General features: G+C 59.2%; 18 protein-coding genes. 6 read left to right on the top strand and 12 right to left on the bottom strand.

What is annotated here, in order from left to right:
- Positions 1-169: 169 nt before the first annotated feature.
- Positions 170-2,026: a DNA topoisomerase VI subunit B gene (locus KF841_12690; GenBank protein ID MBX3396213.1), complete on the bottom strand. Its 1,857-nt coding sequence runs from the start codon at positions 2,024-2,026 to the stop codon at positions 170-172.
- 358 nt (positions 2,027-2,384) lie between these two features.
- Between KF841_12690 and KF841_12695 the strand changes: the two genes are divergently transcribed.
- Entirely contained in the window at positions 2,385-3,662 is a 1,278-nt protein-coding gene (locus KF841_12695) for a tetratricopeptide repeat protein (GenBank protein MBX3396214.1), read from the top strand.
- Positions 3,663-3,678: 16 nt separating this feature from the next.
- A complete protein-coding gene (locus KF841_12700) occupies positions 3,679-5,382 on the top strand; it encodes a tetratricopeptide repeat protein (protein ID MBX3396215.1) in 1,704 nt (567 codons plus the stop codon).
- 109 nt (positions 5,383-5,491) lie between these two features.
- On the opposite strand, the gene KF841_12705 is transcribed toward KF841_12700, so the two are convergent.
- The 8 genes from KF841_12705 to rpmF all read right to left on the bottom strand — a co-directional run bounded on the left by KF841_12705 (position 5,492) and on the right by rpmF (position 11,993).
- Positions 5,492-5,974: a FliM/FliN family flagellar motor switch protein gene (locus KF841_12705; protein MBX3396216.1), complete on the bottom strand. Its 483-nt coding sequence runs from the start codon at positions 5,972-5,974 to the stop codon at positions 5,492-5,494.
- Between the two features lie 193 nt (positions 5,975-6,167).
- Positions 6,168-7,421 (bottom strand): beta-ketoacyl-ACP synthase II, encoded by a 1,254-nt coding sequence (gene fabF, locus KF841_12710; protein MBX3396217.1) that lies wholly within the window; start codon positions 7,419-7,421, stop codon positions 6,168-6,170.
- 61 nt (positions 7,422-7,482) lie between these two features.
- Positions 7,483-7,746: an acyl carrier protein gene (acpP, locus tag KF841_12715; GenBank protein MBX3396218.1), complete on the bottom strand. Its 264-nt coding sequence runs from the start codon at positions 7,744-7,746 to the stop codon at positions 7,483-7,485.
- Between the two features lie 147 nt (positions 7,747-7,893).
- The gene (gene fabG, locus KF841_12720; GenBank protein MBX3396219.1) at positions 7,894-8,643 is read right to left on the bottom strand and encodes a 3-oxoacyl-[acyl-carrier-protein] reductase; all 750 of its coding nucleotides are present in this window, start codon (positions 8,641-8,643) and stop codon (positions 7,894-7,896) included.
- Positions 8,644-8,767: 124 nt separating this feature from the next.
- Positions 8,768-9,646, bottom strand: coding sequence for an ACP S-malonyltransferase (gene fabD / locus KF841_12725; protein ID MBX3396220.1), 879 nt, complete (start codon positions 9,644-9,646; stop codon positions 8,768-8,770).
- A 156-nt stretch (positions 9,647-9,802) separates the two neighbouring features.
- Complete coding sequence (locus KF841_12730) at positions 9,803-10,804, bottom strand: ketoacyl-ACP synthase III (protein ID MBX3396221.1); 1,002 nt, start codon at positions 10,802-10,804, stop codon at positions 9,803-9,805.
- Positions 10,797-11,801 (bottom strand): phosphate acyltransferase PlsX, encoded by a 1,005-nt coding sequence (gene plsX, locus KF841_12735; protein MBX3396222.1) that lies wholly within the window; start codon positions 11,799-11,801, stop codon positions 10,797-10,799. The genes KF841_12730 and plsX overlap by 8 nt, the downstream gene beginning before the upstream one ends.
- A 6-nt stretch (positions 11,802-11,807) precedes the next feature.
- Complete coding sequence (rpmF, locus tag KF841_12740) at positions 11,808-11,993, bottom strand: 50S ribosomal protein L32 (protein MBX3396223.1); 186 nt, start codon at positions 11,991-11,993, stop codon at positions 11,808-11,810.
- A gap of 434 nt (positions 11,994-12,427) precedes the next feature.
- Here rpmF and KF841_12745 point away from each other — a divergent pair, with 434 nt between their 5' ends.
- Positions 12,428-13,945 (top strand): alpha/beta hydrolase, encoded by a 1,518-nt coding sequence (locus KF841_12745; protein ID MBX3396224.1) that lies wholly within the window; start codon positions 12,428-12,430, stop codon positions 13,943-13,945.
- Positions 13,946-14,179: 234 nt separating this feature from the next.
- Here KF841_12745 and KF841_12750 read toward each other — a convergent pair whose 3' ends face one another.
- Positions 14,180-14,827: a GNAT family N-acetyltransferase gene (locus tag KF841_12750; GenBank protein ID MBX3396225.1), complete on the bottom strand. Its 648-nt coding sequence runs from the start codon at positions 14,825-14,827 to the stop codon at positions 14,180-14,182.
- Between the two features lie 35 nt (positions 14,828-14,862).
- The gene (locus tag KF841_12755; GenBank protein MBX3396226.1) at positions 14,863-17,244 is read right to left on the bottom strand and encodes an oligopeptide transporter, OPT family; all 2,382 of its coding nucleotides are present in this window, start codon (positions 17,242-17,244) and stop codon (positions 14,863-14,865) included.
- Positions 17,245-17,450: 206 nt separating this feature from the next.
- On the opposite strand from KF841_12755, the gene KF841_12760 reads away from it, so the two are divergent.
- The 3 genes from KF841_12760 to KF841_12770 all read left to right on the top strand — a co-directional run bounded on the left by KF841_12760 (position 17,451) and on the right by KF841_12770 (position 22,895).
- Positions 17,451-19,025, top strand: coding sequence for a hypothetical protein (locus KF841_12760; GenBank protein ID MBX3396227.1), 1,575 nt, complete (start codon positions 17,451-17,453; stop codon positions 19,023-19,025).
- A gap of 470 nt (positions 19,026-19,495) precedes the next feature.
- A complete protein-coding gene (locus KF841_12765; GenBank protein MBX3396228.1) occupies positions 19,496-21,943 on the top strand; it encodes a PDZ domain-containing protein in 2,448 nt (815 codons plus the stop codon).
- A 61-nt stretch (positions 21,944-22,004) separates the two neighbouring features.
- The gene (locus KF841_12770) at positions 22,005-22,895 is read left to right on the top strand and encodes a radical SAM protein (protein MBX3396229.1); all 891 of its coding nucleotides are present in this window, start codon (positions 22,005-22,007) and stop codon (positions 22,893-22,895) included.
- 14 nt (positions 22,896-22,909) lie between these two features.
- Here KF841_12770 and KF841_12775 read toward each other — a convergent pair whose 3' ends face one another.
- Complete coding sequence (locus tag KF841_12775) at positions 22,910-24,871, bottom strand: S9 family peptidase (GenBank protein ID MBX3396230.1); 1,962 nt, start codon at positions 24,869-24,871, stop codon at positions 22,910-22,912.
- Positions 24,872-24,916 lie beyond the last annotated feature (45 nt).

Consider the following 24,916-nt stretch of genomic DNA (forward strand, 5'->3'; position numbering starts at 1 on the left):
CCATTGTGGAACGGACGGCGCGGCATGTCCTGATGATAAGGCGCAATTGGCCGGGAGGCGAATTCGTCAGCCTGAAGTCCCGGCGTCTTCGACACCGAACGGTCGGTGGCCGGCATGTCCTCGTGCTGGATGACCACCGGGCCGAAGGGCCTGATTGAGGCGTAACTGGTTAATTCGCTTCATCAAAGAGAGGGCCGTTTGCGGTCCCGCCTCTTGAATCGACAACGATCGTGTGTTCTCCGTACTCGCTGCCCGGCGCGGCGTCATCCTTCTTAATCTTTCCATCCATCTCGAATTCGACGTCGGCCCGCGCAGTGACGCGCCTTGAGATTGTCAGGAGATCCTCACCAAGTCTTGCGGCATCGATTTTTGTGATCGCTGAGCAGGACGATACCAGCTCGCCGATGTAGCGTTCGAAAATGCTCCGCCGGTCGGCTTCGTATTTCTTCTTCTGGCGGCGATTCAGGTAGGTTTGGAGGCGGCGACCACACTCCTGCACGGCCAGTTTGATTTCCTTTCGGATTTCATCGTAGTCCGCGATCGCCTCTTTGCCCTCGCTGGTGAACGGAACCCACACGCTCGCAAGGTGCACGAAGATGGCCAGCGGCCCCTGCGGCAACGCTCCATTCGGCTGGGACAGTCCGTATCGGCGCCAATCAAGCTCGGCGACGCTGCGGGTGATGCAGCAGCCCGACGATTGATAGAGCAATGGTACCCGGTTCGCGAAGCGCATGAGCTTCGCCTGGGTCGGCTGACGCGTTTCATTGACGACTTTTCCACGGCGAACCTTGGCCTCGTTCTGAGGCTCCTCCGGCTGTTCCGATGGATCCGGACCCAATTCGCCGCCAAACGCCAATCCCACTTCAATCTGGAACGGGTTTCCGCGGTACACGGCGGGCGCGCGGGTGTTGGCCGTGAAGAATTCCGCTTTCACGCCCTTGAGCAAGCCAGCAAGGATCTGTTCCGGGCCGATCGGTGAAAGGCAGTCAGTCTGCGGCGGGCGAATCTGCGTCTCCTGCATCGCCTTGTAGAGCGTCTCGGCCTCGTGCGTACCGATCGTCACCGGGCGGGCGCGGGTGCTCAAGCCGGCCTTCTCGCAGATGGCAGCGGCGACCCCAGGTCCGACGCGACTGAATTCATGCTGAAGAAACTGCGACAGGGTTCCCGCTTTCGTGTCGTGGAGCATCTTGATCAGCACGCCGAGTTCGATTCCATAGGGGTGTGGCCTGATTTCGACCGGCGGCTCCGGCGCCGTCGAGGTGCCACGCGAAAACTCCATCACGGCTCCGGCGGGATCGACGAAAGAAAAGCTCGCATGAGGATTGGCGATGGCCGTCAACTCCAGATATTCATCGACGGAGCCTCGGCCCTTCTTATACTCGGCGACCAGTTCGATCGCGACTTCGGTGCCGTGTCCCCATTCGACACGAACGGTCTTGTCTTCGACGATCTTGGCCTCGTTTTTCTTGGTGTCGATCTGCAACTCGTAGTAATGAGCGTCCTTTTTGTCGCCCGTTCGCGACGTGATCCTGACACTCTTGCCCGTTGTCAGCAGGCCGTACATTCCCGCCGCCGAAATGCCAATGCCCTGCTGCCCGCGACTCATCTTCAGCCGATGGAATTTTGATCCGTAGAGCAGTTTCCCGAAAACGTTGGGAATCTGTGACTTGACGATACCGGGGCCGTTGTCACGCACCGTGACACGAAATCGATCTGGATCGGTCTGTTCGATCCGCACGGCGACATCCGGAAGAATTCCGGCTTCCTCGCAGGCATCCAGACTGTTGTCGACGGCCTCCTTGACGGTCGTGAGCAGGGCCTTGCGTTTGTTGTCAAAGCCAAGAAGGTGGCGATTCTTGGCGAAGAACTCTGAAACGGAAATCTCGCGCTGAGACTTCGACATCGATTCGGCCGTCGCGAATTTCCTGGACGGCGGCTTCTTCGAATCGTCGCGATCCGATTCCGGCGTCTTGCGCGAAGAACTCCTGGATTTGGCGGCGACGGGGATTCTGGGCTTGTTGGGCATTTCGGGTTCCGGTGGAATCTGCCGGGACGGAACAACCGCCGGCGTCGTCTCAAACGAAAACTGCATCTGATCAGCGCTGTCCGATTGGTTGGGCGTGCGTTCCTTCGCGGTGGCGGCCATCCTTGCACCTCATTTACCGAGGGCGTTCATTCCGTGAACACCCTCTGACTGAGCAGTTCGTTCATCCTATCTCCCGATAACGGCGCGACAAGGGGTCTTACCTGATTCGCGATTCACACGCGGAATTTGCCGATTCCGGGACGTAATCTCCCATTCCGATGCGGCCGATAGTTTCACCGGAAAGTCGTTCTTGCGTGCCGCGCCTTCTCGGACGCAGCCGCCCATGCGGGAATAAATAATGCTCGATCGAAGTCAAAGTTCTTCGAATTCCGACGCCGAAGCGCTCGCCTATCAACAAGGCATCGCCGCGCTCGAAGCGGGACACTACCTGCATGCCGTCGAATCGCTGCGGCGTGCTGCGGGCTCAACGCATCTGTGCGCAACCCTTGCTCGCTTCTATCTCGGTCAGGCCCACATGATGCTCGGAATCGAGCAACTGCGATCGGGCCGTCACGCTGAAGCGATCGAACAACTTACGGCCGCGCGCCAACTGAATCCCGGTTCGGAAACGCTATCGAAATACCTCGCGGCTTCTTACGCCGCCCAGCGCAAATTCGACCTGGCGGCCGCCGAGATCGAGCGTGACAACGTGGTGGGTTGTCCCGATCCCGAACGGCCGATTCGCCTCGCCCACGCATTCGCCCGCGACGGTCGATTTGAGCAGGCCGTTGAAACACTCGTCAAGGCGATTGACGACGCCCCCCATCGACTCGACGTCCGCATTCAACTCGGTCTGCTGTACGGCGCGGCTGAGCGATATGAGGACGCCGTCTGTGTGCTGATGGAAGCCGTCGAATTGGCACCGCTCGACGCCGACGCTCGCACACGCCTGGGACTGAGCCTTGCGGCGGCGGGCGATCTCTCTGAATCAGTCGAGCAACTGGCCATTGCTCAAAAGCTGCGACCGCAGGATGCGTCGATCGCACTCATGCTGGTCATGGCAGTCGAGGCAGCGCAGACGACCTGCATCAAACTGGCGATGGATCCGATTCAGGGCCGGCTCGGCGTCGTGGACGACCGCTCTCTTGATACGCTGGGAGAACTGGTTGCAAAAGACCCGGAACTCGTGGAATCGTTCTTCGGCCTGCCGTTCAGTGAAGCCGATCGAGAATTGTTCCCCATGCTGGCGGCCGTTCTGGAACGGGCAATCGAGCGCCAGCCCGGCTATGCGGATCTCTACCTTCATTGCTCGCGGGTGTATGAACGGCTCGGAATGACGCGGGAAGCGCTGGCCCGGGCCGACCAGGCCGTGGAGATCAATCCGAAGTATGTGCAGGCGCTGATCCACCTGGCTCGGCTTCGTGCGACGGCCGACCAGACGGATGAGGCGATGAATCGGCTCGACGAAGCGGTCCAATTCGGCGGGGACTACCCCGATGTGCATCTGCTGATGGGTCAGCTTTACCAGAAAAAGGGTGCCACGTCGGAGGCACGTCGCCAGTTTAGTCGGGCCTTGGAACTGAATTCCGGATACGACGCCGCTCGTCACGCGCTTGCAGCCTTGAAGAGCGCCTGAGGGGGAAACGCGGAAGATGTCATATATTCTCGAACTGCTCGGGCGAGGCCTCATCTCGCATATGTCCGGCGCATTTGCCGAATCGCTGGGGCTTCGTGAGCCTGTCGATCTCGACGAGCTCCAGGACGCCATCGCCGACCAACCCGAGGATTTGGGTTTGCAGGTCCGGCTTGGCGGCCATTATCTGAAATCCGATCAACCGATTGAGGCGCGCGAGGTCTTCCTCCGGGTATTGAACCGAAACAGGAACCTCCTCGCGGCGCGCCTGGGGCTTGCCTGCGCGTTCGACGAGATGGGGCAACTCGATGTCGCGCTCGAGCAGCTGCGCATTGCGCAGAAAATCGAGCCGGCCAGCCCGGGCATTCTGTTCTGTCTCGGCTATTGTCACGAACGACTTGGAAGCTCGGATCAGGCGATTGATTACTACCGCGATGCCGTGCAGATCTGTCCGACGCTCCGAAACGGACACGAGCGATTGGCCGCGATCTATCTGAAGCAAGGTGACGTTGAACTCGCGATTCACCACTACACGCGGTTGTGTGAGCTGGATCCCCATCATGCCGATCTGCACCTGACGCTTGCCAACCTGCTGCTGCGATCCGGTGACCACGATGCCGCCATACGGCGATATGAACAGGCACTGACGCTCGAACCCGACAACTGGTCCGCGCATCACGACACCGTAAGCGCCTACGAGGAAGCGGGCCTGATCCGCGAGGCGATCGAACACCTGCATAAGATGATCGATAATGAGGCGGATTTCGCCGATACCCGCCTGAGGCTCGGTGATCTCTACGCTCGAATCGGCGATGATGTCTCCGCCGTGGCACAATACAAACGAGCGATCGAGATGGCGCCCGACTATCTTGAGGGCCACGTCAAACTCGCCACACAGCACCTGCGGGCCGGCCGATTTCATGACGCGGCTCACGGATTTTCCAGCGCGCTGGAGATCAATGACCGCGTGCTCAGCGCGTATATCGGGATCGGCGTCGCACAGTTCGTCGGCGGCAAATGCGATGAGGCAGCCGCTTCGTTCGAAATGGCTCGAAACATCGAACCGAACAGCACGCTCCTGTTCACCGAGGTGGCCCGGATGCAGCTTAAGGCCGACGCCGCTCGCGAGGCCGACCGACACCTGTCCACGTTTCGAGCGGACGCCAACAAGCCGCAGAAGAGCACGTCACCGGCGATTCTGGATCTGGTGGCGCGGCAGATTGACCGACTCCGCGAGACCATTCGGCGAAATCCCAATCATGCCGACCTGCATTATCGTCTCGGCCTCCTGCTGAAGAATCGCGGACAGGTCGAGGAATCGATGGAGTCCTTTCGGCGTGCCGTCGAGATCAATCCATGTTACATGAAGGCCATCATCAAGCTGGGCCTCGCCTTAAAGGATGTCGGGCGCTATGCGGAGGCGATCGAGGTGTTCCGTGGCGCGCTGGCGACCGAACCGAATTACATCGATCTTCACTACCAGTTGGGTCTGCTGTTCTCGCAACGACAACAATTCCAGTTAGCCATCGAGCACTTTGAGGCAGCCGCGGAAGGCAATCCGAACAACGCGGAGTTTCAGGCGAATCTTGCACTGGCCCTTCAAAACATGGGTCTGCTGGATCGGGCCAATGCATCCTGGCAGTTGGTGTGCAACCTCGCGCCCGAATCAGTCCAGGCGGCGCAGGCCCGGGTCGCGGTCTCGAAGAAGGAGGAGAAGGAATGACGCGGCGAATCGCGACATCGTCGCCGGCCCATTACTCCAATGCGCCGGATTGACGACACGCCCGAAACTCGGCGGATTCGAGATTCCCAACCGGCCGCGCGATGCGGCGTCAATCTGATCCGAGCGAGCGGATCCGCGATGCCACATCGCCGATTGAAGTGATTCGTAAGCCGAAATGTTCATTCACTTTGACGGCCACACCACGACCGATTTCTCGGTTATTAACCATCAAAGCCAGCTCATCCTCAACGCTTTGTTCGAATTCAAGAATGCTTCCCGGCATGATCTTCAGAATCTCGTTGACCGGCATCGGCCGCTGCGCCAGGTGCACCCGAACCGGCACAACCAAGCGCATGATCCGCTGAATGTGCCTCGGACGGCTTGATCGTACGGGACTGAGTCCTTCGCGAGACGGCGGGCGCGCCGGCCCGGCCGCGGGTGTCGATTGATGAGTCGATCTCGCGGTCGCCGGCGCGGCGACAGTTGAAGTTGCTCCGGAACCCTGCGACGCGTGGGACACATCGTGCGCAAGATCGTCCACGGCCGCCTGGGCGTCGCGAAGGACAGCATCAATTTCCTCTTGCGAAAACATCCGGGCAACCCAGCGGAACGCGGCGGCCATCAACCTGCGACGCGACGGAATCGCGATTGCAATTGGATGACGCGGTGTCGGCCTTCGACGCGACGAGCGCGGATTCAGCGCTATGCGGAGAATATCGGTCTATCGGAGGCTGAACTTGAGGCAGAGCCGGCTAGCGGTCTGCCCGGCCGGGTGAATCTCGCATTCAAGACTTGTACTTCGCGACGACCACACAGGCGTTGTGGCCGCCGAAGCCGAATGAGTTGCTGACGGCGATTTCAACTTTTGCGTCCTGGGCGGCCAACGGCGTGTAATTGAGGTCGCAGCCTTCACCGGGATTCTCAAGGTTGATCGTGGGATGAATCACGCTGTTGCGAATGGAGCAGACCGTGGCGATCAGTTCCACGCCACCACTGGCGCCGAGCAAGTGGCCGATCGCGCTCTTGGTGCTGCTGATACGAAGCTTGTAGGCATGGGCGCCGAAGACGGACTTGATCGCCAGCGTCTCGGCCACGTCGCCCAGCGGCGTGCTGGTGCCGTGCGCATTCACGTAGTCCACCTGCTCAGGCCTTACGCGAGAATCAACGAGTGCGGAGCGAAGCGCCTGTGCGGCACCGAGTCCCCGCTCTTCCGGCTGTGTGATGTGGTACGCATCCGCGCTGGTGCCGAAGCCGAGCACTTCCGCGTGGATCTGCGCGCCTCGGCGCTTGGCATGTTCCAGTTCCTCGAAGACAAACATGCCGGCGCCTTCGCCCATGACGAAACCATCTCGATCGCGATCGAACGGACGAGATGCGCGCGCGGGTTCATCATTGCGCTCAGACAGCGCCTTCATCGCGGAGAACGCCGACATGCCCAGCGGTGTCAGGGCTGCTTCAGCTCCACCAGTGAGCATGATGTCGACGTCGCCACGGCGAATGGCATAGATGGCATCGCCCATCGCATTCGTTGCGGAGGCACAGGCCGTCGCAACGGCGGTGCTTGGGCCCCGCGCACCAAGCATGATGGAGATGTTGCCGCTGGCGGCATTGGTCATCAGCTTGGGAATGGTGAAGGCGGAAACCTTGGAGGGCCCCTTGTTAATCAGGCGAAGGTGCTGTTCTTCAAGCTCTTTCAGGCCGCCGATGCCGCTGCCGGTAATCACGCCGAAGCGCGTGGGATCAATTCGATCATCGCCAATTCGGTAACCGGACGATTCGAAAGCATCCTTCGCAGCGCAGACGGCGAGTTGGGCAAACCGGTCGAGGCGCTTTTCTTCGCGCTTGTCGAAGAACTTCGACGGATCGTATTCACGAGCCTCACCGCCAAAGCGCGTGCCGTAGAGGGATGCGTCAAAACTGGCAATTGGCGCGATCCCACTCTGCCCGGCAATCAGCCGCTCCCAGAACACGTCAACCGTGTTTCCGAGCGGACTGATCAAACCCATTCCCGTTATGACGACTCGACGCCGATCAGACATCCAACAAGCCTCGCCTCGGAACCAAACGAACCGGAAGCACTCGGCCGAAAGCGACCGAAATTCAGCCTTCCTTACCGCCCTTCTCCGACTGAGCCTTGTGAATGTACTTCACAGCCAGACCGACGGTGCTGATCTTCTCGGCTTCCTCATCGGGGATGCTCAATTCGAACTGGTCTTCGAACTCCATGACCAGTTCGACCGTGTCCAAGGAATCCGCGTTCAGATCGTTGACGAAGGATGTGTCCTGGGTGATTTCCTTCGCCTCGACACCCATCTGCTCGCTTACGATCTTGACGACCTTGTCAAATATTTCCTGTTCCGTCATCACAGCCACTACGTTTTTCTCCACTTGACTGACTCACTTTGATTGGGGATGCCGCCCGTCGGCCCGCGCCGCCCTGTCGGAAACATCCTTACCATCTTCCCTCGCGAGACGCCCACGCGACGCGCGAACCGCCTAAGAGTCCCACAATCACATATGAAGACCGCCATCGACAACAAGAATCTGCCCGTTGACGTAACTTGCCGCCGGTGACGCCAGAAACGCCACGGCCGCCGCAACTTCTTCAGGCTCGCCAAAGCGCTGGAGCGGTATGAGCGGTTTGACTGCTTCCTTGACCTTTTCCGAGAGGATATTCGTCATGTCGGTTTTGATGAAGCCTGGCGCAACCGCATTGCATGTGACGCCGCGGCGAGCCAGCTCTTTTGCGACCGACTTCGTCAGGCCAATGACGCCGGCCTTGCTGGCGGCGTAGTTCGATTGGCCCGCGTTGCCCATGATTCCGGAGACGCTCGTGATGTTGACCACGCGACCCCATCGAGCGCGGACCATGAACTTGCTGACTTCGCGCGTCATGACAAACACAGCACGAAGGTTCGTATCAATCACGCGATCGAACTGATCGACCGTCATGTTCATGATCAGCCCGTCGTCGGTGATTCCCGCATTGTTCACGAGGACATCGATGCTGCCGAAATCGGTGGCGACCTGGTCCACCCACTTTTCAATATCCGGAGAGTTGGTGATGTCCAGCGCGCGCGGAACAATCCGTCCCGGTAGTTTCTGATCCGCCGCGAGCGAAGGCAGCGCCGAAAGCCGGCTTGTATCACGAGCGCATGCAATCACCGTCGCGCCTTCGCGCGCGAGCGCCAGGCAGATCGCCCGCCCAATTCCGCGCGACCCGCCGGTCACGATTGCCACCCGATCAACCAGTCCTGCCATGCGGGCTCTCTTTCTTCCTCTGAATCCTAATTAGTACGCTCCCGACAATGCCCTGGGCCTGCGCACATCCATGATGACAAAATCGCAAGAGTCGCTGGGGCGACAATCCCCCATCCCAACCACATCAACCGCGCTTCTCAAACGCCGAGGCCGATGAAAAATTCACGCCCGTCGCCGCCCGGCTAATCTTGCGTAACAGGCCGGTTAACACACGTCCCGGCCCCACTTCCACAAACCGATCATAACCCTCGGCGATCAAACGCTCGATCGACGCCTGCCAGCGAATCGGCTTCGCAATCTGCTCCCTCAGGAGCGTGCGAACCTCGTCAGGACCGGCATGATAGTCAGCGGAGACATTTGATACCACACCTATTTGGGTCGGATTGATCGAAACCGCAGCCAATGCCGACTTTAGCCCATCGACGGCGGGCTCCATCAGTGATGAATGGAACGCCCCCGCCACCACCAGGGGAATTGCTCGGGCGGAATGTTTTTCCGCGATCGCGACCGATCGCTCGCAAGCCCCTTTGGATCCAGAGATTACGATCTGACCGGGGCAGTTGAAATTCGCAGGGCCGAGGACTTCGCCATCGGCGGCTTCGTCGCAGATCTTCTGGACGACATCCTCGCCGACACCCATGATCGACACCATGCTGCCGCCGGATGACTCCGCCGCGGCCTGCATCAATCGGCCACGCTCTGCCACCAGTCGAAGCCCGTCCTCGAATCCAATCCATCCGGCAAGATGAAGCGCGGTGTATTCGCCAAGGCTCAGACCCGCCATCGCCGTTGCAGCAAACTCCGAGTCGAGACCGCGCTCCTGCATCGCCGCCCAAACGGCAGCAGACATCACGAAGATGGCCGGCTGGGACGTATCCGTCGCGTTTAGAACATCGGCCGGTCCTTCGAAGCAGATTTCGCTCAACTTTCGGCCGAGAATCTCATCGGCGCGCGTGAAGACGCGGCGAGCCGCATCAGACATCTCGGCGATGTCCTTGCCCATGCCGACGACCTGAGCGCCCTGCCCCGGAAATACAATTGCTGTCTTACCCAATGCGCTTCCTCGAAAAGTAGCACGCGGCCCTGGCGCCGGAATTCAAGAACGATTTTTCAGCCCGACTACCCCGCTATTGATCGCCCATGCCGCGTCGCTGATGGCTTACAATCGCACCAGCGCCGAACCCCATGTGAATCCCGCGCCGAACGCGATTAGCAACACGATATCACCGGAATTCAGCCGCCCACTGCGGCGGCACTCATCCAGACAAATCGGAATTGAGGCGCCGGATGTATTGCCTATGCGATCGATATTGGTGTACACCCTTTCCGGCGGCAAGCCCAGCCGTTCCCGCGCGGATTCAATGATACGAAGATTGGACTGATGCGGAATCACCAATGAGATGTCCTCGGGCTTGACCCCGGACTCGGCCAGTGTCGAATCAACCAGATCCAGATTCCGCTTCACCGCCCGCTTGTACACCTCGCGGCCGTTCATCTTCACATAGTGCAGACGCTCGTTGACCGTCATGTTCGACACGCCCACGCGGGAACCGCCCGCGGGCACATGCAGGAGCGAATCGCCGCTGCCCTCGGCACTCATGGAATAATGGAGAATCGCCGGGCCATCGGTGTTCTCGGTGGCGGTCAGAACAACGGCGCCGGCGCCGTCCCCGAAGAGGATGCAGGTCGCCCGGTCTTCCATGTCGGAGATCAGTGACATGACTTCGGCACCGATGACGAGAACCTTCCTGAATGAGCTGTTCTGGAGCATGAAAGTCGATGTCAACAGCGAATAGACAAAGCCGCTGCAGGCCGCGACCAGATCGAAAGCCGCAACGGGCCGGGTGCAGAGAGCCTGCTGGACAAAGCACGCGGTGGAAGGCAGGGTCGCCTCGGGCGTAATTGTCGCGACGATGATGAGGTCCAGTTCGTCCGCGGTCATGCCGGCATCGGCGAGAGCGAGCTTCGCGGCTTCGCAGGCAAGCGATGCAGTGGTTTCGCCCTGTTCGCGGGTGGCAAACCGCCTCTCGCGAATACCCGTTCGCTCGCGGATCCAAGCGTCCGAGGTTTCGAGCCTTGTCGCGATCTCATGATTGGTCACCACACGCTTCGGAAGCGCATGGCCCGACCCGGCGATTCGCACGCCCAACGGTTTAATCATCGTCCTCGATCTCCGTCAGGCGGGATGCGATGACCTTGTTTAACTCGGTGCGGATGAACTCGGCGGCAATGCGCACCGCATTTCGGATGGCGCGGTGGTCGCTACTCCCGTGGCAGATGATGCACGTGCCGTCCACGCCCAGCAGCGGCGCGCCGCCATATTCACTGTAATCGTGTTTGCGCCAGATCTCCTGAAAAACCGGCTCCAGCCGCTGTGCCATCTCCGGACTCATCTGATGCACTTCGCGAGAAATGATCCGCAGCAGGCCGGTCGCCAATCCCTCTGTCAGCTTCAGTACGACATTGCCGACGAAGCCGTCCGAGACGGCAACCTCGCAAGCACCGGAAAACACTTCGCGCCCTTCGACGTTACCGATGAAGCGGATCGACGTGTTTGTGCGCATCATTTCATTGGCGCGCTTGACGAGCGGATTGCCTTTGACATCCTCACCACCGATCGAGATCAGACCCACACGTGGATTCTTGATCTTCAAGACGCACTCCGCATAGGCTGATGCCATTTGTGCGTATTGCAGCAGGTGCGCCGGCTTCGGCGCGACATTGGCCCCGACGTCGCAGACTGTCAGCGGGCCCGCAAAAGAAGGCAGCACCACGGCGATGCCCGGACGCTGCACATTGCCGATCGTCTTCATCTTGAGCTGGCACGCGGCAGCGAAGGCCCCGGTGTTGCCAGCACTGATGACGGCGTCCACCTGCCGATCGGCGGCCATTTTCGCCATGATCGCCATCGAGGATTGACGCTTCAGTTTCAGCGCTTCCACCGGAGAATCATCCATCCCGATGACTTCCGGCGCATGAACGATGCAGACTTTTGGAGGGAGCCCATCGGATGGTAGAAAAGGCTTGATCGCATCCTCGCGGCCGACAAGTACCAATTGGTCGTCGTCGTTCTCGAGGAACGAGAGACCTTCGATCGCGCCGCGGACGATCTCCTCGGGAGCGTGGTCGCCCCCCATGGCGTCGACTGCGATTCGCATGGATGATCAGCTCTCTTTGGTTTCGACCTTCAGCGAAACTTTGCCATTGACGTAGCCGCAATTCTGACACGCGCGGTGCGGAAGTCTGGCGGTACCGCAGCGAGGACACGCTGACAGATTCAGCGGTCGAAGCGCGTGGTGAGACGCGCGAGCGCGTTTCGCGGATTTGGATGCTTTTCTTGCTGGAACCATGAGGTCACCTATTCATTCTCGTTCTATCAAACGGGATCACGATGCGGGCTTCTCGGCCAAATCCCGAGAGCGGGTGGACATTCCCGCCACCCTCGAACCAGATTCGAGGACGCGTCAACGCCGGTTGCGGACGGCCGCATGGCATCGCCGCTGATCGAATCGGGCACTTTAGCCGACAGAATCGAGGCTGTCAAGAAATTGCTAAATCCCCAACCTTATGCAAGTCAAGCAGTTATCACGGAGAACGCAAAACCACGTTCATCTCGGCAAATTGAACACAATCCAGAGGCTATCAGGTGGTGTTCCCTTCACCCCTACAAACATTAGGCTACGGCAGAAATGATTGCGAGTTCGCCACAAACTACAGGATCCATACCGGTTGTGCGATCGAGACCGATGGCAAGTCTTCCGAAATCAATGGAGGTACGACAGCAATGATTCGCACTCGCCTGCTCGAGGTCGTTCGGACGGCTTTTGCGCTCTTCCCGATTCTGATCCCGTTTACCGCAGCAGCGGGCGTCCATGGAGACTCGCCATCCTCCATGCCAACCCCGTCATCCTGCGTATGGCAGGGCAAAATCATGGTTTCGGGAACGGTGCTTGATTTTGTTGTGCGGTTCGGTGGAGACGAAGAATCGCCCACCGGCACCATTGATATTCCCGCTCAAGGCGCGAAGGGGCTCCCACTTCGGGAAATCACACTTGGACCCGAGCGGATGAAATTCACGCTTGCCGTCGGAAGCACCACGGCCGAATTCGATCTTGACGTCGATCCCGACGGGAAATCAGCCGAGGGAACGATGACACAGTTCGGTCAAAAATTCATCGTCACCGCCGAACGGATCACCGAATCCGAAGCCCGCGAGGTCGGACCGCGACGACCGCAGACCCCGAAACCGCCTTTCCCTTACGAAGCCGAAGAAGTCACCTTCAAGAACAGCAAAGACGGCATCACGTTGGCCGGCACGCTCACTCGGCCCACCGGCCAAGGTCCATTCCCGGCGGTTGTCCTCATTTCCGGGTCCGGGGCGCAGGATCGGGATGAAACGCTCCTCGGGCACAAACCGTTCCTTGTTCTGGCGGACCATCTCACCCGTGAGGGAATCGCCGTGTTAAGGTTCGATGACCGCGGCGTCGGCGGCTCTACCGCGCCCCTCGACGTATTGCGACGTTCCACTACCGCCGATCTGGCGAATGACGCGCGTGCGGCACTCAATTTCCTGAGAACGCGCAAGGACATCAATCCGAAACACATCGGCCTCATCGGCCACAGCGAAGGCGGCGTCATCGCGCCGATGATCGCGGCGGAAGACCGCGACGTCGCGGCGGTAATAATGCTGGCGGGAAGCGGCGTACCGGGCCGCAAGGTGCTGTCGGGCCAATTGGAGCGAATTGCCCGCGTGTCCGGGGTGTATCGGCACAATGTGGATCGCCAGCTTGAGGCGCAGTCTCGCTTCTTTGACGCACTCCTGAATGATTCGAGCGAGGAGAAACTTCGCGAGACGCTTCGCGAACTAGTGAAAATTCAATATGAGCCAGCCGGCAAGCCAATGGATGGGAAGGAACTGGATGCGGCGGTCGAACTCGCAATGAAGTCGAGCGCATCGCCCTGGATGCGGTATTTCATCGCACACGATCCACGTGAAGCGCTGCGCCGGGTGAAGTGTCCAGTGCTTGCAATAAACGGTACGCTCGATCTGCAGGTCCTCTGCGACGACAACCTGCCTGGGATTGAGAAGGCACTTCATGATGCGGGCAACAAGGACGTTACCATCTTAAGGCTCGAAGGCCTCAATCACCTGTTTCAGCATTCCGGCACTGGACTGCCGACGGAGTACTCCTTCATTGAGGAGACCTTCGCGCCCGAGGCGCTGAGTGCCGTTTCCCAGTGGCTGAACAAACGCTTCGCCCCCGCGGACGGACCGGGAAAGACGCCGGAAGCGAGGAAGTGATTGTCGCGGATTCGCTTGAAACAAAATGCCGTTCTCGCGCACTGACGCGGGCTTTTTCCGACGATCGTCGGAATCGTGGATCGGAGCCTGCATTACATCGTCACATTGGCGCAGATTCTGCTTCGGGCTGACCTCCGCAATTTCGGCGCCGGGCACCGTCGCTTTCGCCTCTGACCGAAATTCTTCAAGGCAATTCCTCGCCTCTCCCGCATCCGAACCAACAAACGCGCTCATCTACATGGTTGCGCCGCACAAGGACGCCAGCTTTGTTCGAATGCCCGGCCATTCGTCGCGGGTGATTGCGTAGTAAACAGAATCTCTCAGAGTGCCATCCCAGCAGATCATGTGGCTTCGGAGGACACCCTCGCGAACTGCGCCGATGCGCTCGATCGCTGTCTGCGAGCGCGTGTTGCGCGAATCCGTTTTCAATTGCACGCGAATGGCGCCCAACCGGTCAAAGGCATGACATAACATGAGATACTTGCAGATCGTGTTCACAGCCGTCCGCCGCACGTCCGGCGAAAGCCAGGTATAGCCGATCTCGAGGCCGCGATGCTCCCGGCGAATATCCAGATAGCGCGTCGAGCCGACGGCACGGCCTGAGACGCCATCCACAATCGCGAAAGCAATTTCTCCTCCGGCGGCTGACCTCGCGTTGGCCTCGCTGATCCAACGCTCGGCGGTTGCCGCGTCAGCCAAGCCAGGCACAGGCATATACCGCCAGCTCTCGATTTCCTGCGACGCCGCGGCGCAGAGATCATTTGCATGTCCAAGCGCCAGCGGCTCGAGGCGAACCAAGTCATGGGAAAGCACGACCGGCCGCGGATCGAAAAGCGGCAGGCCGATCGGGGCTGTCGAGGTCAATTGTGCATCAGAGGGCATTGAACCCGGCTCGCTCCGTCTGCGTGGTTGCGACATCAGGCCGCGGTGTTCTTCCCGTTTCGAGAACCGACGAACAGGAGCATTAATGCGAGAACGCCAAACGGCACGAGCGTTACCCACGGCAGCGACGAGAAGTCGGGCGGCAGGCCGATGCGCACGAACCAATCGGTGACGCGCTCGGCTCCCGCAGCCAACCATGCCTTCGGTGTGTCATAGATCCCGAGAAATGCCACAATGATCGCACAGATGGTCCCACCGGCGATATAGCCTGATGACAGCAGGACGCCGGGACTCAGGTCGGACTCGCCGGACGTTCGCTTTGCCAGCTTGTCGGAGAGCAATCGAATCATTCCACCGGCGAAAATCGGCGTCGAGGCCGACAACGGCAAATATACGCCCACGGCAAACGGCAGCGACGGCACGCCCGCCAACTCCAGGACAATCGCCAGCGCGACGCCCAGCAATACGAGCGACCAGGGCAGCTTCTGTCGCAGGATGCCATCGACAATGAATGACATGAGCGTGGCTTTGGGCGCGCTGAATTTTTTCACGGTCGAGCCATCGTCCGTCTGGGTGACACGGCCGTTGATGCCCGGATCGACCAGATATTGAATGTGGCCGGCATCGTCGACAAGATACTTTCCTTGCGGGACACCCTCGATGTCATCCAGCCGGGCCTGAAGCACGCGGTACTCGGCCGTGTCCTTCGCCGCATAGGAGCCGCCCGGCTTTTCCCGACCCGAGAGCTTTGAGGCGTCGATGAGCACATCCGGTAAGTTCTTTTTTGTATAGACCGTGCCTGCGTTGTTGAGCATGAGGAGTGTTCCGCCGATGACCAGCGCGGAAGTCAGCGCTCCAATCAGAATGGACACCTGCTGATGGCGGGGAGTTGCTCCAACCAGATAGCCTGTTTTCAAACATTGTGCCACGGTGCCGCCATTCGAACAGGCAATGCACACAATTCCCGCGATGGACATGGCGGCAAGCCGATAAACTTCACCCGTGCGACCAACCAGAACGAACACGAGACAGGTCAGAAGCAGCGTGGCGACCGTCATGCCCGAAATGGGATTGGACGAAGAGCCGATTTCGCCGGTCAATCGCGCAGAGACGGTGACGAAGAGGAAGCCGAACATCACGATCAGAACAGCGCTGAGCAGTTCGATTTCAAGAATCGGCGCGGCCCAAATCGCCAGCACGAGCGCGAGACTCCCGAAAATCACGACGCGCATTGACATGTCTCGATCCAGGCGATTGCCGCCAGACTTTTCAACAGTTCCCACAGTTCTTCGCGCCTTCGCACCCGCCAGATCCGAGAAACCCGCGCGCACGGACTTGATGATCGTTGGAAGCGACTGGAACATGCTGATGATGCCACCGGTAGCGACCGCGCCGGCCCCGATGTAAAGAACATACTCATGCCAGAGATCACCCAGCGACATGTCGCGAATCAACTCCTTTGCCGGATAGAGAGGTGTCTCAAGGCCGTCGCCGAAGAGCTTGATCATCGGCATCAGCACCCACGAAGCCAGAATGCCTCCGCCAACCATGATGCACGAAATCTTCGGTCCGATGACGTATCCGACCCCGAGCAGCGCCGGCGAAGCCTCGATCGCAATGGAAGCCCCCTTGAACTCAAATGCTGTCTCACCGCTCTTTCGGAGGAATTTCAGCAAGCGCGACGGCTCCTTGAGCCAGAGGCCGAAACCGTCCATGAGAAACTGATATAAGAACGCCAGTCCGAAACCCGAGAAGACCTTGGCAGCTGACGAACCGCCCTTTTCACCCACAATAAGGACATCCGCGCAGGCGACGCCTTCCGGGTAGGTGAGTTGTCCGTGCTGCTTGACAATGAACACGCGCCGCAGCGGAATCATCATCAATACGCCGAGCAGCCCGCCCAGCACCGCGACGAGCATCACGCGAAGCAATTCGAGGTCGTATCCAAGGATCAACAGGGCCGGCATGGTCACGCCAACGCCGAATGCAATTGACTCTCCCGCCGAACCGGTGGTCTGGACAATGTTGTTCTCGAGGATGGTCGCAGGACGGCCAAATATCGGCGTGAAGAGCCGAAACAGTGTGATGGACAGTACGGCAATCGGAATCGAAGCCGACACCGTCATGCCGACTTGCAGAACAAGATAAAGCGAGGAAGCGCCAAAGACGATTCCGAGCAAGGCGCCGACAACGACCGGGGCGATCGTCAATTCCGGCATGATGGTTTCGGCGGGAACATAGGGCGAGTGGGCCTGGGTCGATTGAACCGTACCTGGTTCCGACCCGGAGCTTGAATGCTGTGACACAATGCGCCTCCCAAGCGACAGCCGCGATTCGCGCGACGCGATGATGGATTCCGGCGAGAATGGAGCGGATTCTACCAAGTGTTGGGATGAGTACGCCAGCGGCGAACTCATTGCATGGTACGATGCCGGGGTGTCTTCCCGTCAATTCGAGGAACGTGCTATCATGCCGTCGTCGCATCGAGGCGAGGTTCAATGACCGTCTGTGGGTCGTGCCGGTTACTTGCGCGGCTGGCTATCCAACGTGACCAAGTTGCTCGTGCGGGACGCACCTCGCTGCGCTGCACTTCAGAGCCGCCTTATCCGTGAGAACCACCGGCGTGAACCAGTGCTCCCAACCGAAGGCCGCGGCGGTTCAATCGACCGATCGCTGGCTGATACCGATTGCAATCGTCGCCGCGATCAGCCACGGAACATGGGCATTCATTTCACCTGACCCGACGTACCTGGCGCGTCTGGCCACCGCATCGGCGCCCGCATCAGGAATCGGCTCCAACCAGTCATCGCTCCCCGTCGATGGTTATTCGACGCGGCCTGCCCCAACCGAACTCTATTACGAAACACGCTCTCCGGATGAACGGGAGTATATCGACCTCGCCATCTCGCTGGCCGAAAAGGGGGAACTCCGCCTGCCGTCGGGCGACATCGCCAAGCGCCCGCCGCTGTATCCTGCATTTCTTTCACTCATCTATCAGACTCAGCCTCGGGAATACTGGTATAGTGCCGCCATACTCGTCCAGTCCGCCCTTGCGTGGCTCAACACGATGCTGATCGCGCTGCTGGCCGCCCGGGTGCTGGATGTGCGGGCCGGAATGATCGCCGGTGTGATTTCAGCGCTCTACGCGCCATTTCTCTATCTGGAAACCCTTTTTCTGACCGAGACGCTTGTCAATTTCTGCGTCCTGTCGGCAACCTACGCCTATCTGGCCAGTCTTCGGAATGACATAAACCACGGCGGAACGCCGGCCGAATCCCCGCATCCTGTTACTCGGGCGCTTGCCATTGGCGCCGCTTCCGCCTTCATCGGGCTGGCGGCGCTTGGGCGGCCGAATGCGATCGTGTTACTGCTCGCGTTTGTTATTCACGCCGTGTGGTCGCGCCGACGAGGCACGGTGTCCGTTGTGCGCGATGCCATATTATTGACAGTTCCGGCACTTCTGATCCTCGCACCCTGGGTCTACCGCAATCACACGCGGCTGGGTCGGTTGACACTGTCGACGACCGGGGGGATCAATCTCTACCTTGGCCATAATTCGGATTATGCCGCGAACCCTGGACTCGCCCACGCTGACTACGGTCGATTCGATCGGCTCCGCGCCGAACGCGGCTTCTCCGAAATCGCCGCTGACGACGAACTTCGCCGACAGGCTTGGTCGTTCATTCGGGATAACCCGGGAGAAGTTGTGACAAATCTGTTTCGAAAGGTGCGTGTGTGGTTCACGCCGACCATTCCCGGATTCGGACCGCTACTGCCCTTGGCTATGGCCGCTCTCTTCGCGGTATGCGCACGACGCGGCCGACCCGAAGTTGCGGTACATCCGCCCGGAAATTTTGGCCGACTGCGATGGATCTCGCTGGTCGCGCTAATCGTCGCAGCCATCGCCTATGGCGGCCACATCCTCACTTCCTCCCGCTGTCTTCCGTTTTTTTCCCCCTCGCATGTTCTTTTGATCGGGATTCCGGCTCTCGCTCTACTCCGGTCGGGCCTGACTGCCCGAAGCCTGTTTTTGCTGATCGTCGCAAGCCAGCTTTTTGTCGCCGTTTTTTTCATACCGTTATCCAGGATTCGATGGACCGTTGACGCGTTTTTCATCATTGCAATCGCTGTCGCGGCCTCCCGAATCTGCGGAATATTCTCGGCGGCACGAACGGCGGAATCCCGGGCGACCCCATAACGACCGGCAGGCAGGAGTCGCCTGTCGGGAGTACGTCAAGTGTGCGACAAGCTCGATCCGATGAGACTGATAGGCGCGGGCGGGCAATTTCAGCCGGCTCGACCTCCCAGCGCGGCATCACGGGGCCTATGATCGCGGATATAATCGATTTGGCGGATCGCGATGGGCGACCGAGAATATTGAACCTGATTTCGTATGAATCATATAATCACTGAGCGATGGCCGTTTGACGCTCCGGCGTGGCGATCGCCCGACCGGTACTGCCGACCGATATCGATTGATTCGGCCGTGGACCGGCCTGCTCCCGCAAGCAATGGCTATTGCCATGCTCGTTGCGGACTCTTGGAGGAGGCCCGACCATTTTTCATCCCGTCAAAGGCGCACGTTCAAGCCTCACAAATTGCCATAGAATCCCATCGATTGAGTTAGATCGCTTCCGAGCATCCGATTCAATCTTAGAAGGAGGACCTATGTCCAGTCATTCCGCTCGCCGTCGTTCATGGAGGATCTCTCTAACATCTCTTGCTCTGCTTTTCAGCCTGTCGCTGATGGCAGTTCCGGTTTTCGCGGATGATTCGCCGCGCCTCGCGTCAGCTGAGTCCCGTGAGCTTTGGATCAAGGGTTCGGATCAAATCCTGGCAGGCGACTTCCGGGCAGGCTTCGAAACGATCCGCCGTCTGCAAACGGCGGAGCCCGGCAACAAGTCGATTCAGTCAGCACTTTCCTGGATTGTCCAGTTGGATAATCTGGAGAACAGCCGCGAGTCGTTCCGCCAGGCGATGTACAATTTCTACGTCGATCGAGCGATCGAGGCTGCGAAGGAAGCCCGTGAAGGCAAGCCTGCCGACTCGGCGGACAATCCCGAATCAAAGGATTCAAGCGGACAAGTCCGGGACCGCGATGAAGGGGCAAAAACTTCCGAGGAAGCGCCCAATTCGGATGAGGATGAGGATGAAGCAAGCGGTCTGGATGGCGCGGAACTCGGATCGCATGACGACGCCGACCTGCGTTACAAGTGGAGCCGAGCGCTCTTCGCTGCTCAAAACGCCCTGCTGAACACCCGGGACGAGGAGAAATTCCGACAAGAGCCGTGGCTACAGGAGATTGTCGTCAACGTCCTGGATGAGATCGAGCGACACAAGACGGCCGGCGAATGGCGGGACGCGCTGTCTCTTTACGATGTTCTCGTTCGGATCTTCCCCGATCACAAGGAATACAAGAGCGGCTTCGATTTTTGCGCCAAGCGGGCGCATCTCGAGTTTGTGTACGGCAATGAGAAGAAATCGACATGGCGGGCCGACCTCGAGGGCGTGACCCCGGACGCCCTTCGAGAAATCGTCGATCGGATCGAGGCCGACTATGTCGAGACCCCTGATTTTCGAAAGATAGGTCGCGACGGTATTGAGCATCTCCTCATCCTCGCAGAGTCGGAATCGCTTTCGAAAACATTCCCCACGCTTGGTGAAAAGGACCTGGTGGCACGATTTGTCAATCGACTCAAGGGACAACTTAAGCGTGAGGTCGAAGGCTCAACGCGATTCACGGCTCGTTCTCTGCGCTCGGTCTTCAACACGATCCTTGAGGCCAACGCCGACACGATTCGCCTTCCTGAATCGGTGATCGTCGATGAGATCGTCGCGGGCATTTCCGAGCCGCTCGATGAATTCACCTCCGTCATCTGGCCGACCGAGGTGGCTGAATTCAATAAGAGCACACGCGGCGAGTTCGTCGGCGTCGGAATTCAGATCACCCAGGAGATCGGCAAACCGGTCCGCGTCGAATCGCCTCTGGAGGATTCCCCGGCTTACAACGCCGGTGTAAAGCCAGGTGACTTCATCCTCAAAGTCGAAGGCAAGCCAACCAAAGAAATGACGATCACCGAAGCCGTGAAAAATATCACGGGGGAGGCCGGTTCGTCAGTTCTGCTGACAATTGAAGACGGCGTCTCCCATGAAGTGCGCGATATCGAGCTGGTCCGGAAGCGAATCAGCATTCGCACGGTCCGCGGCCACATGCGAGACGAGCTTAAGCCCACCGGCTGGGATTACATGATCGACGACAATTTGAAGGTGGGTTACATCCGGGTCAGCGGCTTCATGGACAAGACCGTTCCTGATCTGGAGAAGGCGCTGACTCAACTCGATAAGGAGCATTGTCGTGGCCTGATCCTCGATCTGCGATTCAATCCGGGCGGACTGCTTAATGCCGCGCGCGACATGTGCGACCTGTTTCTCCCGAATAATTCTCCGATCGTCCGCACAAAGGGGCGAGATCGGGGCCAGAACATGGTGCTCAAGGCTGCCGGCAGACGGGCCCGACACAACTCGGTTCCGATGATCATTCTGGTCAATGAATACAGCGCCAGCGCCAGCGAGATTGTCGCCGGCGCGCTGGCCGGCCTCAAGGAAGCATGCATCATCGGTACGCGAACGTTCGGCAAGGGCAGCGTGCAGAATCTGATCCCGATTCTGGACGCGCAGGCCTATCTGAAGCTGACGACGGCGTACTACTACGTTCCCGACAAGGACATGCCGGGCGACGATCAATGGTATTGTCTCCACAAGAAGCCGGATTCCAAGAGCTGGGGCGTCGAGCCGCATATCGTCGTGAACACCATCCCGCAGGAGGTTGCGAAGATTCTCCGGCTTCGACGCGAGCGCGATGTGCTGAAAGGCAAGGGGCAAACCGGTGATGTTCCGAAGGAAGTGCTGGAGCGACGGCCGTCCAGTAAGCCGGCGGAGGAATTTCCTGAAGATCCGAACCCGGACGTCGATCCGCAACTGGCATCCGCGCTGATCGTCATGCGAATGAAGCTCATGAGCGATCAGCCGTGGGCCCTGGCTCCGCGTCTTCAGCGAACAGCCGTGAGCGTGGCCAAGTTGCCGAGGGAGACGAGCGACAACACTGCCGAGAAGTGATGCCGCGACACCGTCGTGCGGACCCGCTTCATCCGGTGCTGCGCGGTGCTGGAATGCCCGGATGGACGACAGTCGTTCGATCGAACTGAGGCAGGCTTACGCCGACCACAATCGGCGGTGGCAGGACTTTCTTTATTGCTACCCCGTGATATCGCGGCGCAGCAAGGGTCTATCCGTCGGCATCAACCTCAACCCCGACAAGGCGTGCAATTTCGACTGCATCTATTGCCAGGTCGATCGCTCAACACCGGGGCTTGTGCGTAAGGTGGACCTCCACCTCGTGCGATCAGAACTTGCCGGTCTTCTGGATGCCGCCATCTCGACGAGCCTCTTCCGAGATTCGCCGTTTTCCGCCCTGCCCAATGACCAGCGCGTCGTTCGCGACATCGCTTTCTCAGGCGATGGCGAGCCGACAACCTTTCCGCATTTCGCCGAGGCCGTTCGACTGGTCGCAGATCTCAAGTCCGATCGCCGGCTTCATGACACGAAGATCGTTCTCATCACGGATGCCTGCTATCTGACCCGACCCGATGTCGCGGCCGGGCTGCGCACGATGGATGAAAACAATGGTGAAATCTGGGCCAAACTGGATGCCGGCACCCAGGAATATTATGAGCAGGTGAATCGACCGAACTTTCCGCTCTCACATGTGCTGGCGCAGATTCGTGAAGCCGCCGTCCTTCGGCCGATCGTCATCCAATCGCTCTGGATGCGCATTCACGGCGCCCCGCCGCCCGACGAGGAAGTCGCGGCGTTCGCCGCCCGCCTGCAAGCGATTCAGTCGGCCGGTGGAAAACTGAAGCTGGTTCAGATCTACACGATCGCCCGGCATACTGCGGAGAAGTATGCTTCGCCCTTGTCCCCGCCCGAACTCGATAACGTGGCGAGCATCGTGCGACAAAGCATCGACACTCCGCTCGAAACCTACTACGGCGTCGAAAAATCAACCTGACGCACCACGACGGATCAGTTCTTCAACTGACTCTCCAGAAACATGGTGGCCGTCAGCGTGGCCAGATCACGGTTCTCCTTCTTGGCAAAGCCGTGTCCTTCGTCCTTTGCAAGCATGTACCAGACGGTTCGGCCGTTTTCTCGCATCTTTTTGACAATTTGCTCGGCTTCGAAGGCGGGAACGCGCGGATCATTCGCACCATGCTGAACGAACAGCGCCGATTTTATTTTGTCGGCGTTGTTCAACGGTGAGATTCGTTCCAGAAATTCCCGCATTTCCGGGATGCGCTCGTCGCCGTACTCCGGCCGTCGAAGATCCTGCCGATATGGCGCGGTCTTCTCCAGGAAAGTGATGAAGTTGGCGATTCCGACGATATCGACGCCCGCCTTGATTCGATCCGGAAAGTGCGTCAGGCAGGCCAGCACCATATATCCGCCGTACGAGCCGCCATAGACCGCCACGCGCTTGGAGTCCAGCTCCGACTGCTTCTCAATCCAGTCCAGAAGGCTGCCGATGTCCCGAACGCTGTCCTCGCGATTCATCCCATCGTCCAGCATGTGATAGTCCCTGCCATATCCCGTCGAGCCGCGAACGTTTGGTATCACGACCGCCGCCCCGAGTTCGGTCGCCCAAAACTGAAACACGCTCGAGAATCTCGGGCGCTCCTGCCCTTCGGGCCCACCGTGAATTGCAATAATGACCGGGAAAGGTCCTTTTCCGACGGGCTTGTAATAATAGGCCGGAATATCACGTGGCTTGCCGTTGATGCTGTCAAACGTGGGATATGCAATGCGCTTGGGGGAGACGAATCGAGCCGGATTCAATCCGCCGGTCTCGCTCATGGTCCATCGGACCAGTCGTCCGTCGTCGACGTGAAGTATGAACACATCGCCGGGCATCGTCGGCGTGTTGAGCGTCATGCCGATCTGTTTTCCGTCACGCGTGAATCGCAGACCGCCAATCAGTCCGACCGGGATCGAAGTCACGGCCTCGTAGGATCCGGCGTCAGGTTTCATGGTGTATAGCCGCGATTGTCCGTCTTCGTTCGCCGTGAATGCGACAAGATTCCCGCCGGGCGACACCGCCACCGACTCGACATCCCACGGGAGGTTGCCCGTAAGGATCTCATCCTTGTTGGTAGCCATATCGCGACGATACAGCGACTGAAACTGCCCATCGCGATCGCTCATGAAATAGAGCTGCTTGCCGTCAGCGGAAAACACGCCGCCGGAGTAAGCATGTTTCTCTCCCTTTGGCGTTAGGATGGTGGATTTGCCGGTCGCGATGTCCAACAGATGAAGGTATGACTCCTTTTCCGAGACATATTCCATGACCGTCAACTTCGTGGCATCGCGGTTGAAATCCACCGGATAGAAGGCGCCGCTTACCTCCATGGCGAGCTTCGGCTTGAAATCCGGAGCTTGCGCGGTGTAAATGTCGTTGTCGCGCCCGTTGCGCCCCGTGCCTGTAAATGCAATCATTTTTCCGTTTCGGGCGACGCTCAATGCTTCGTGCCGGCTCGTGCCGTTCGTCAGAAGCGTGCTGCGCCCCTCTTCCGTGTCAAGGCGGTAGATCTGATTCGCCTCGCTGCCGCCTCGATCGGACATATACAACACGAAGCGGCCGCCGCTGTTGGGGATATATGCCGCGCCGCGTACCGGCTCGTCGTTGAACGTAATCTGTCGGCGAGCCCCGCCGGGCCGATCCACGATGTGCAGTTGATCCGTGTTTCCGAATCGTGTGCTGATGAGGATGCTACCGCTCTCGTCATCAATATCCCGAAGCGAACCGGCTCGCACGTTCAGGTACTGATTCATTCGTTCGCGCAGCTCCGACGGCACTTCCGGCACGTCTTCCAGGACGACTTGCCCCACCTCCCGGCGCACAGGTTCGCCGGCCAGAGCCGCTGCCGAAATCAACCAAGCACTACTGACCGCGAGAATAATCGCCGAAAACCGGCCTGCGTTGTGGTACATCACATCCTCCAAGTCCGAGGGGTCGAGTTGTTCACAGTTCTATCC

Source organism: Phycisphaerae bacterium (genome assembly GCA_019636475.1).
Lineage (GTDB): Bacteria > Planctomycetota > Phycisphaerae > UBA1845 > UTPLA1 > JADJRI01.

Excerpts from the sequence above, each read along its gene's own strand:
- plsX (MBX3396222.1), bottom strand. The coding sequence starts at position 11,801 with ATGCGAATCGCAGTCGACGCCATGGGGGGCGACCACGCTCCCGAGGAG.
- KF841_12765 (MBX3396228.1), top strand. The coding sequence starts at position 19,496 with ATGTCCAGTCATTCCGCTCGCCGTCGTTCATGGAGGATCTCTCTAACA.
- KF841_12775 (MBX3396230.1), bottom strand. The coding sequence starts at position 24,871 with ATGTACCACAACGCAGGCCGGTTTTCGGCGATTATTCTCGCGGTCAGT.
- rpmF (MBX3396223.1), bottom strand. The coding sequence starts at position 11,993 with ATGGTTCCAGCAAGAAAAGCATCCAAATCCGCGAAACGCGCTCGCGCG.
- fabD (MBX3396220.1), bottom strand. The coding sequence starts at position 9,646 with ATGGGCAAGGACATCGCCGAGATGTCTGATGCGGCTCGCCGCGTCTTC.
- KF841_12755 (MBX3396226.1), bottom strand. The coding sequence starts at position 17,244 with ATGAGTTCGCCGCTGGCGTACTCATCCCAACACTTGGTAGAATCCGCT.
- KF841_12695 (MBX3396214.1), top strand. The coding sequence starts at position 2,385 with ATGCTCGATCGAAGTCAAAGTTCTTCGAATTCCGACGCCGAAGCGCTC.
- KF841_12705 (MBX3396216.1), bottom strand. The coding sequence starts at position 5,974 with ATGTTTTCGCAAGAGGAAATTGATGCTGTCCTTCGCGACGCCCAGGCG.
- fabG (MBX3396219.1), bottom strand. The coding sequence starts at position 8,643 with ATGGCAGGACTGGTTGATCGGGTGGCAATCGTGACCGGCGGGTCGCGC.
- KF841_12730 (MBX3396221.1), bottom strand. The coding sequence starts at position 10,804 with ATGATTAAACCGTTGGGCGTGCGAATCGCCGGGTCGGGCCATGCGCTT.
- acpP (MBX3396218.1), bottom strand. The coding sequence starts at position 7,746 with ATGACGGAACAGGAAATATTTGACAAGGTCGTCAAGATCGTAAGCGAG.
- KF841_12745 (MBX3396224.1), top strand. The coding sequence starts at position 12,428 with ATGATTCGCACTCGCCTGCTCGAGGTCGTTCGGACGGCTTTTGCGCTC.
- KF841_12770 (MBX3396229.1), top strand. The coding sequence starts at position 22,005 with ATGGACGACAGTCGTTCGATCGAACTGAGGCAGGCTTACGCCGACCAC.
- fabF (MBX3396217.1), bottom strand. The coding sequence starts at position 7,421 with ATGTCTGATCGGCGTCGAGTCGTCATAACGGGAATGGGTTTGATCAGT.
- KF841_12750 (MBX3396225.1), bottom strand. The coding sequence starts at position 14,827 with ATGCCCTCTGATGCACAATTGACCTCGACAGCCCCGATCGGCCTGCCG.
- KF841_12690 (MBX3396213.1), bottom strand. The coding sequence starts at position 2,026 with ATGCCCAACAAGCCCAGAATCCCCGTCGCCGCCAAATCCAGGAGTTCT.
- KF841_12700 (MBX3396215.1), top strand. The coding sequence starts at position 3,679 with ATGTCATATATTCTCGAACTGCTCGGGCGAGGCCTCATCTCGCATATG.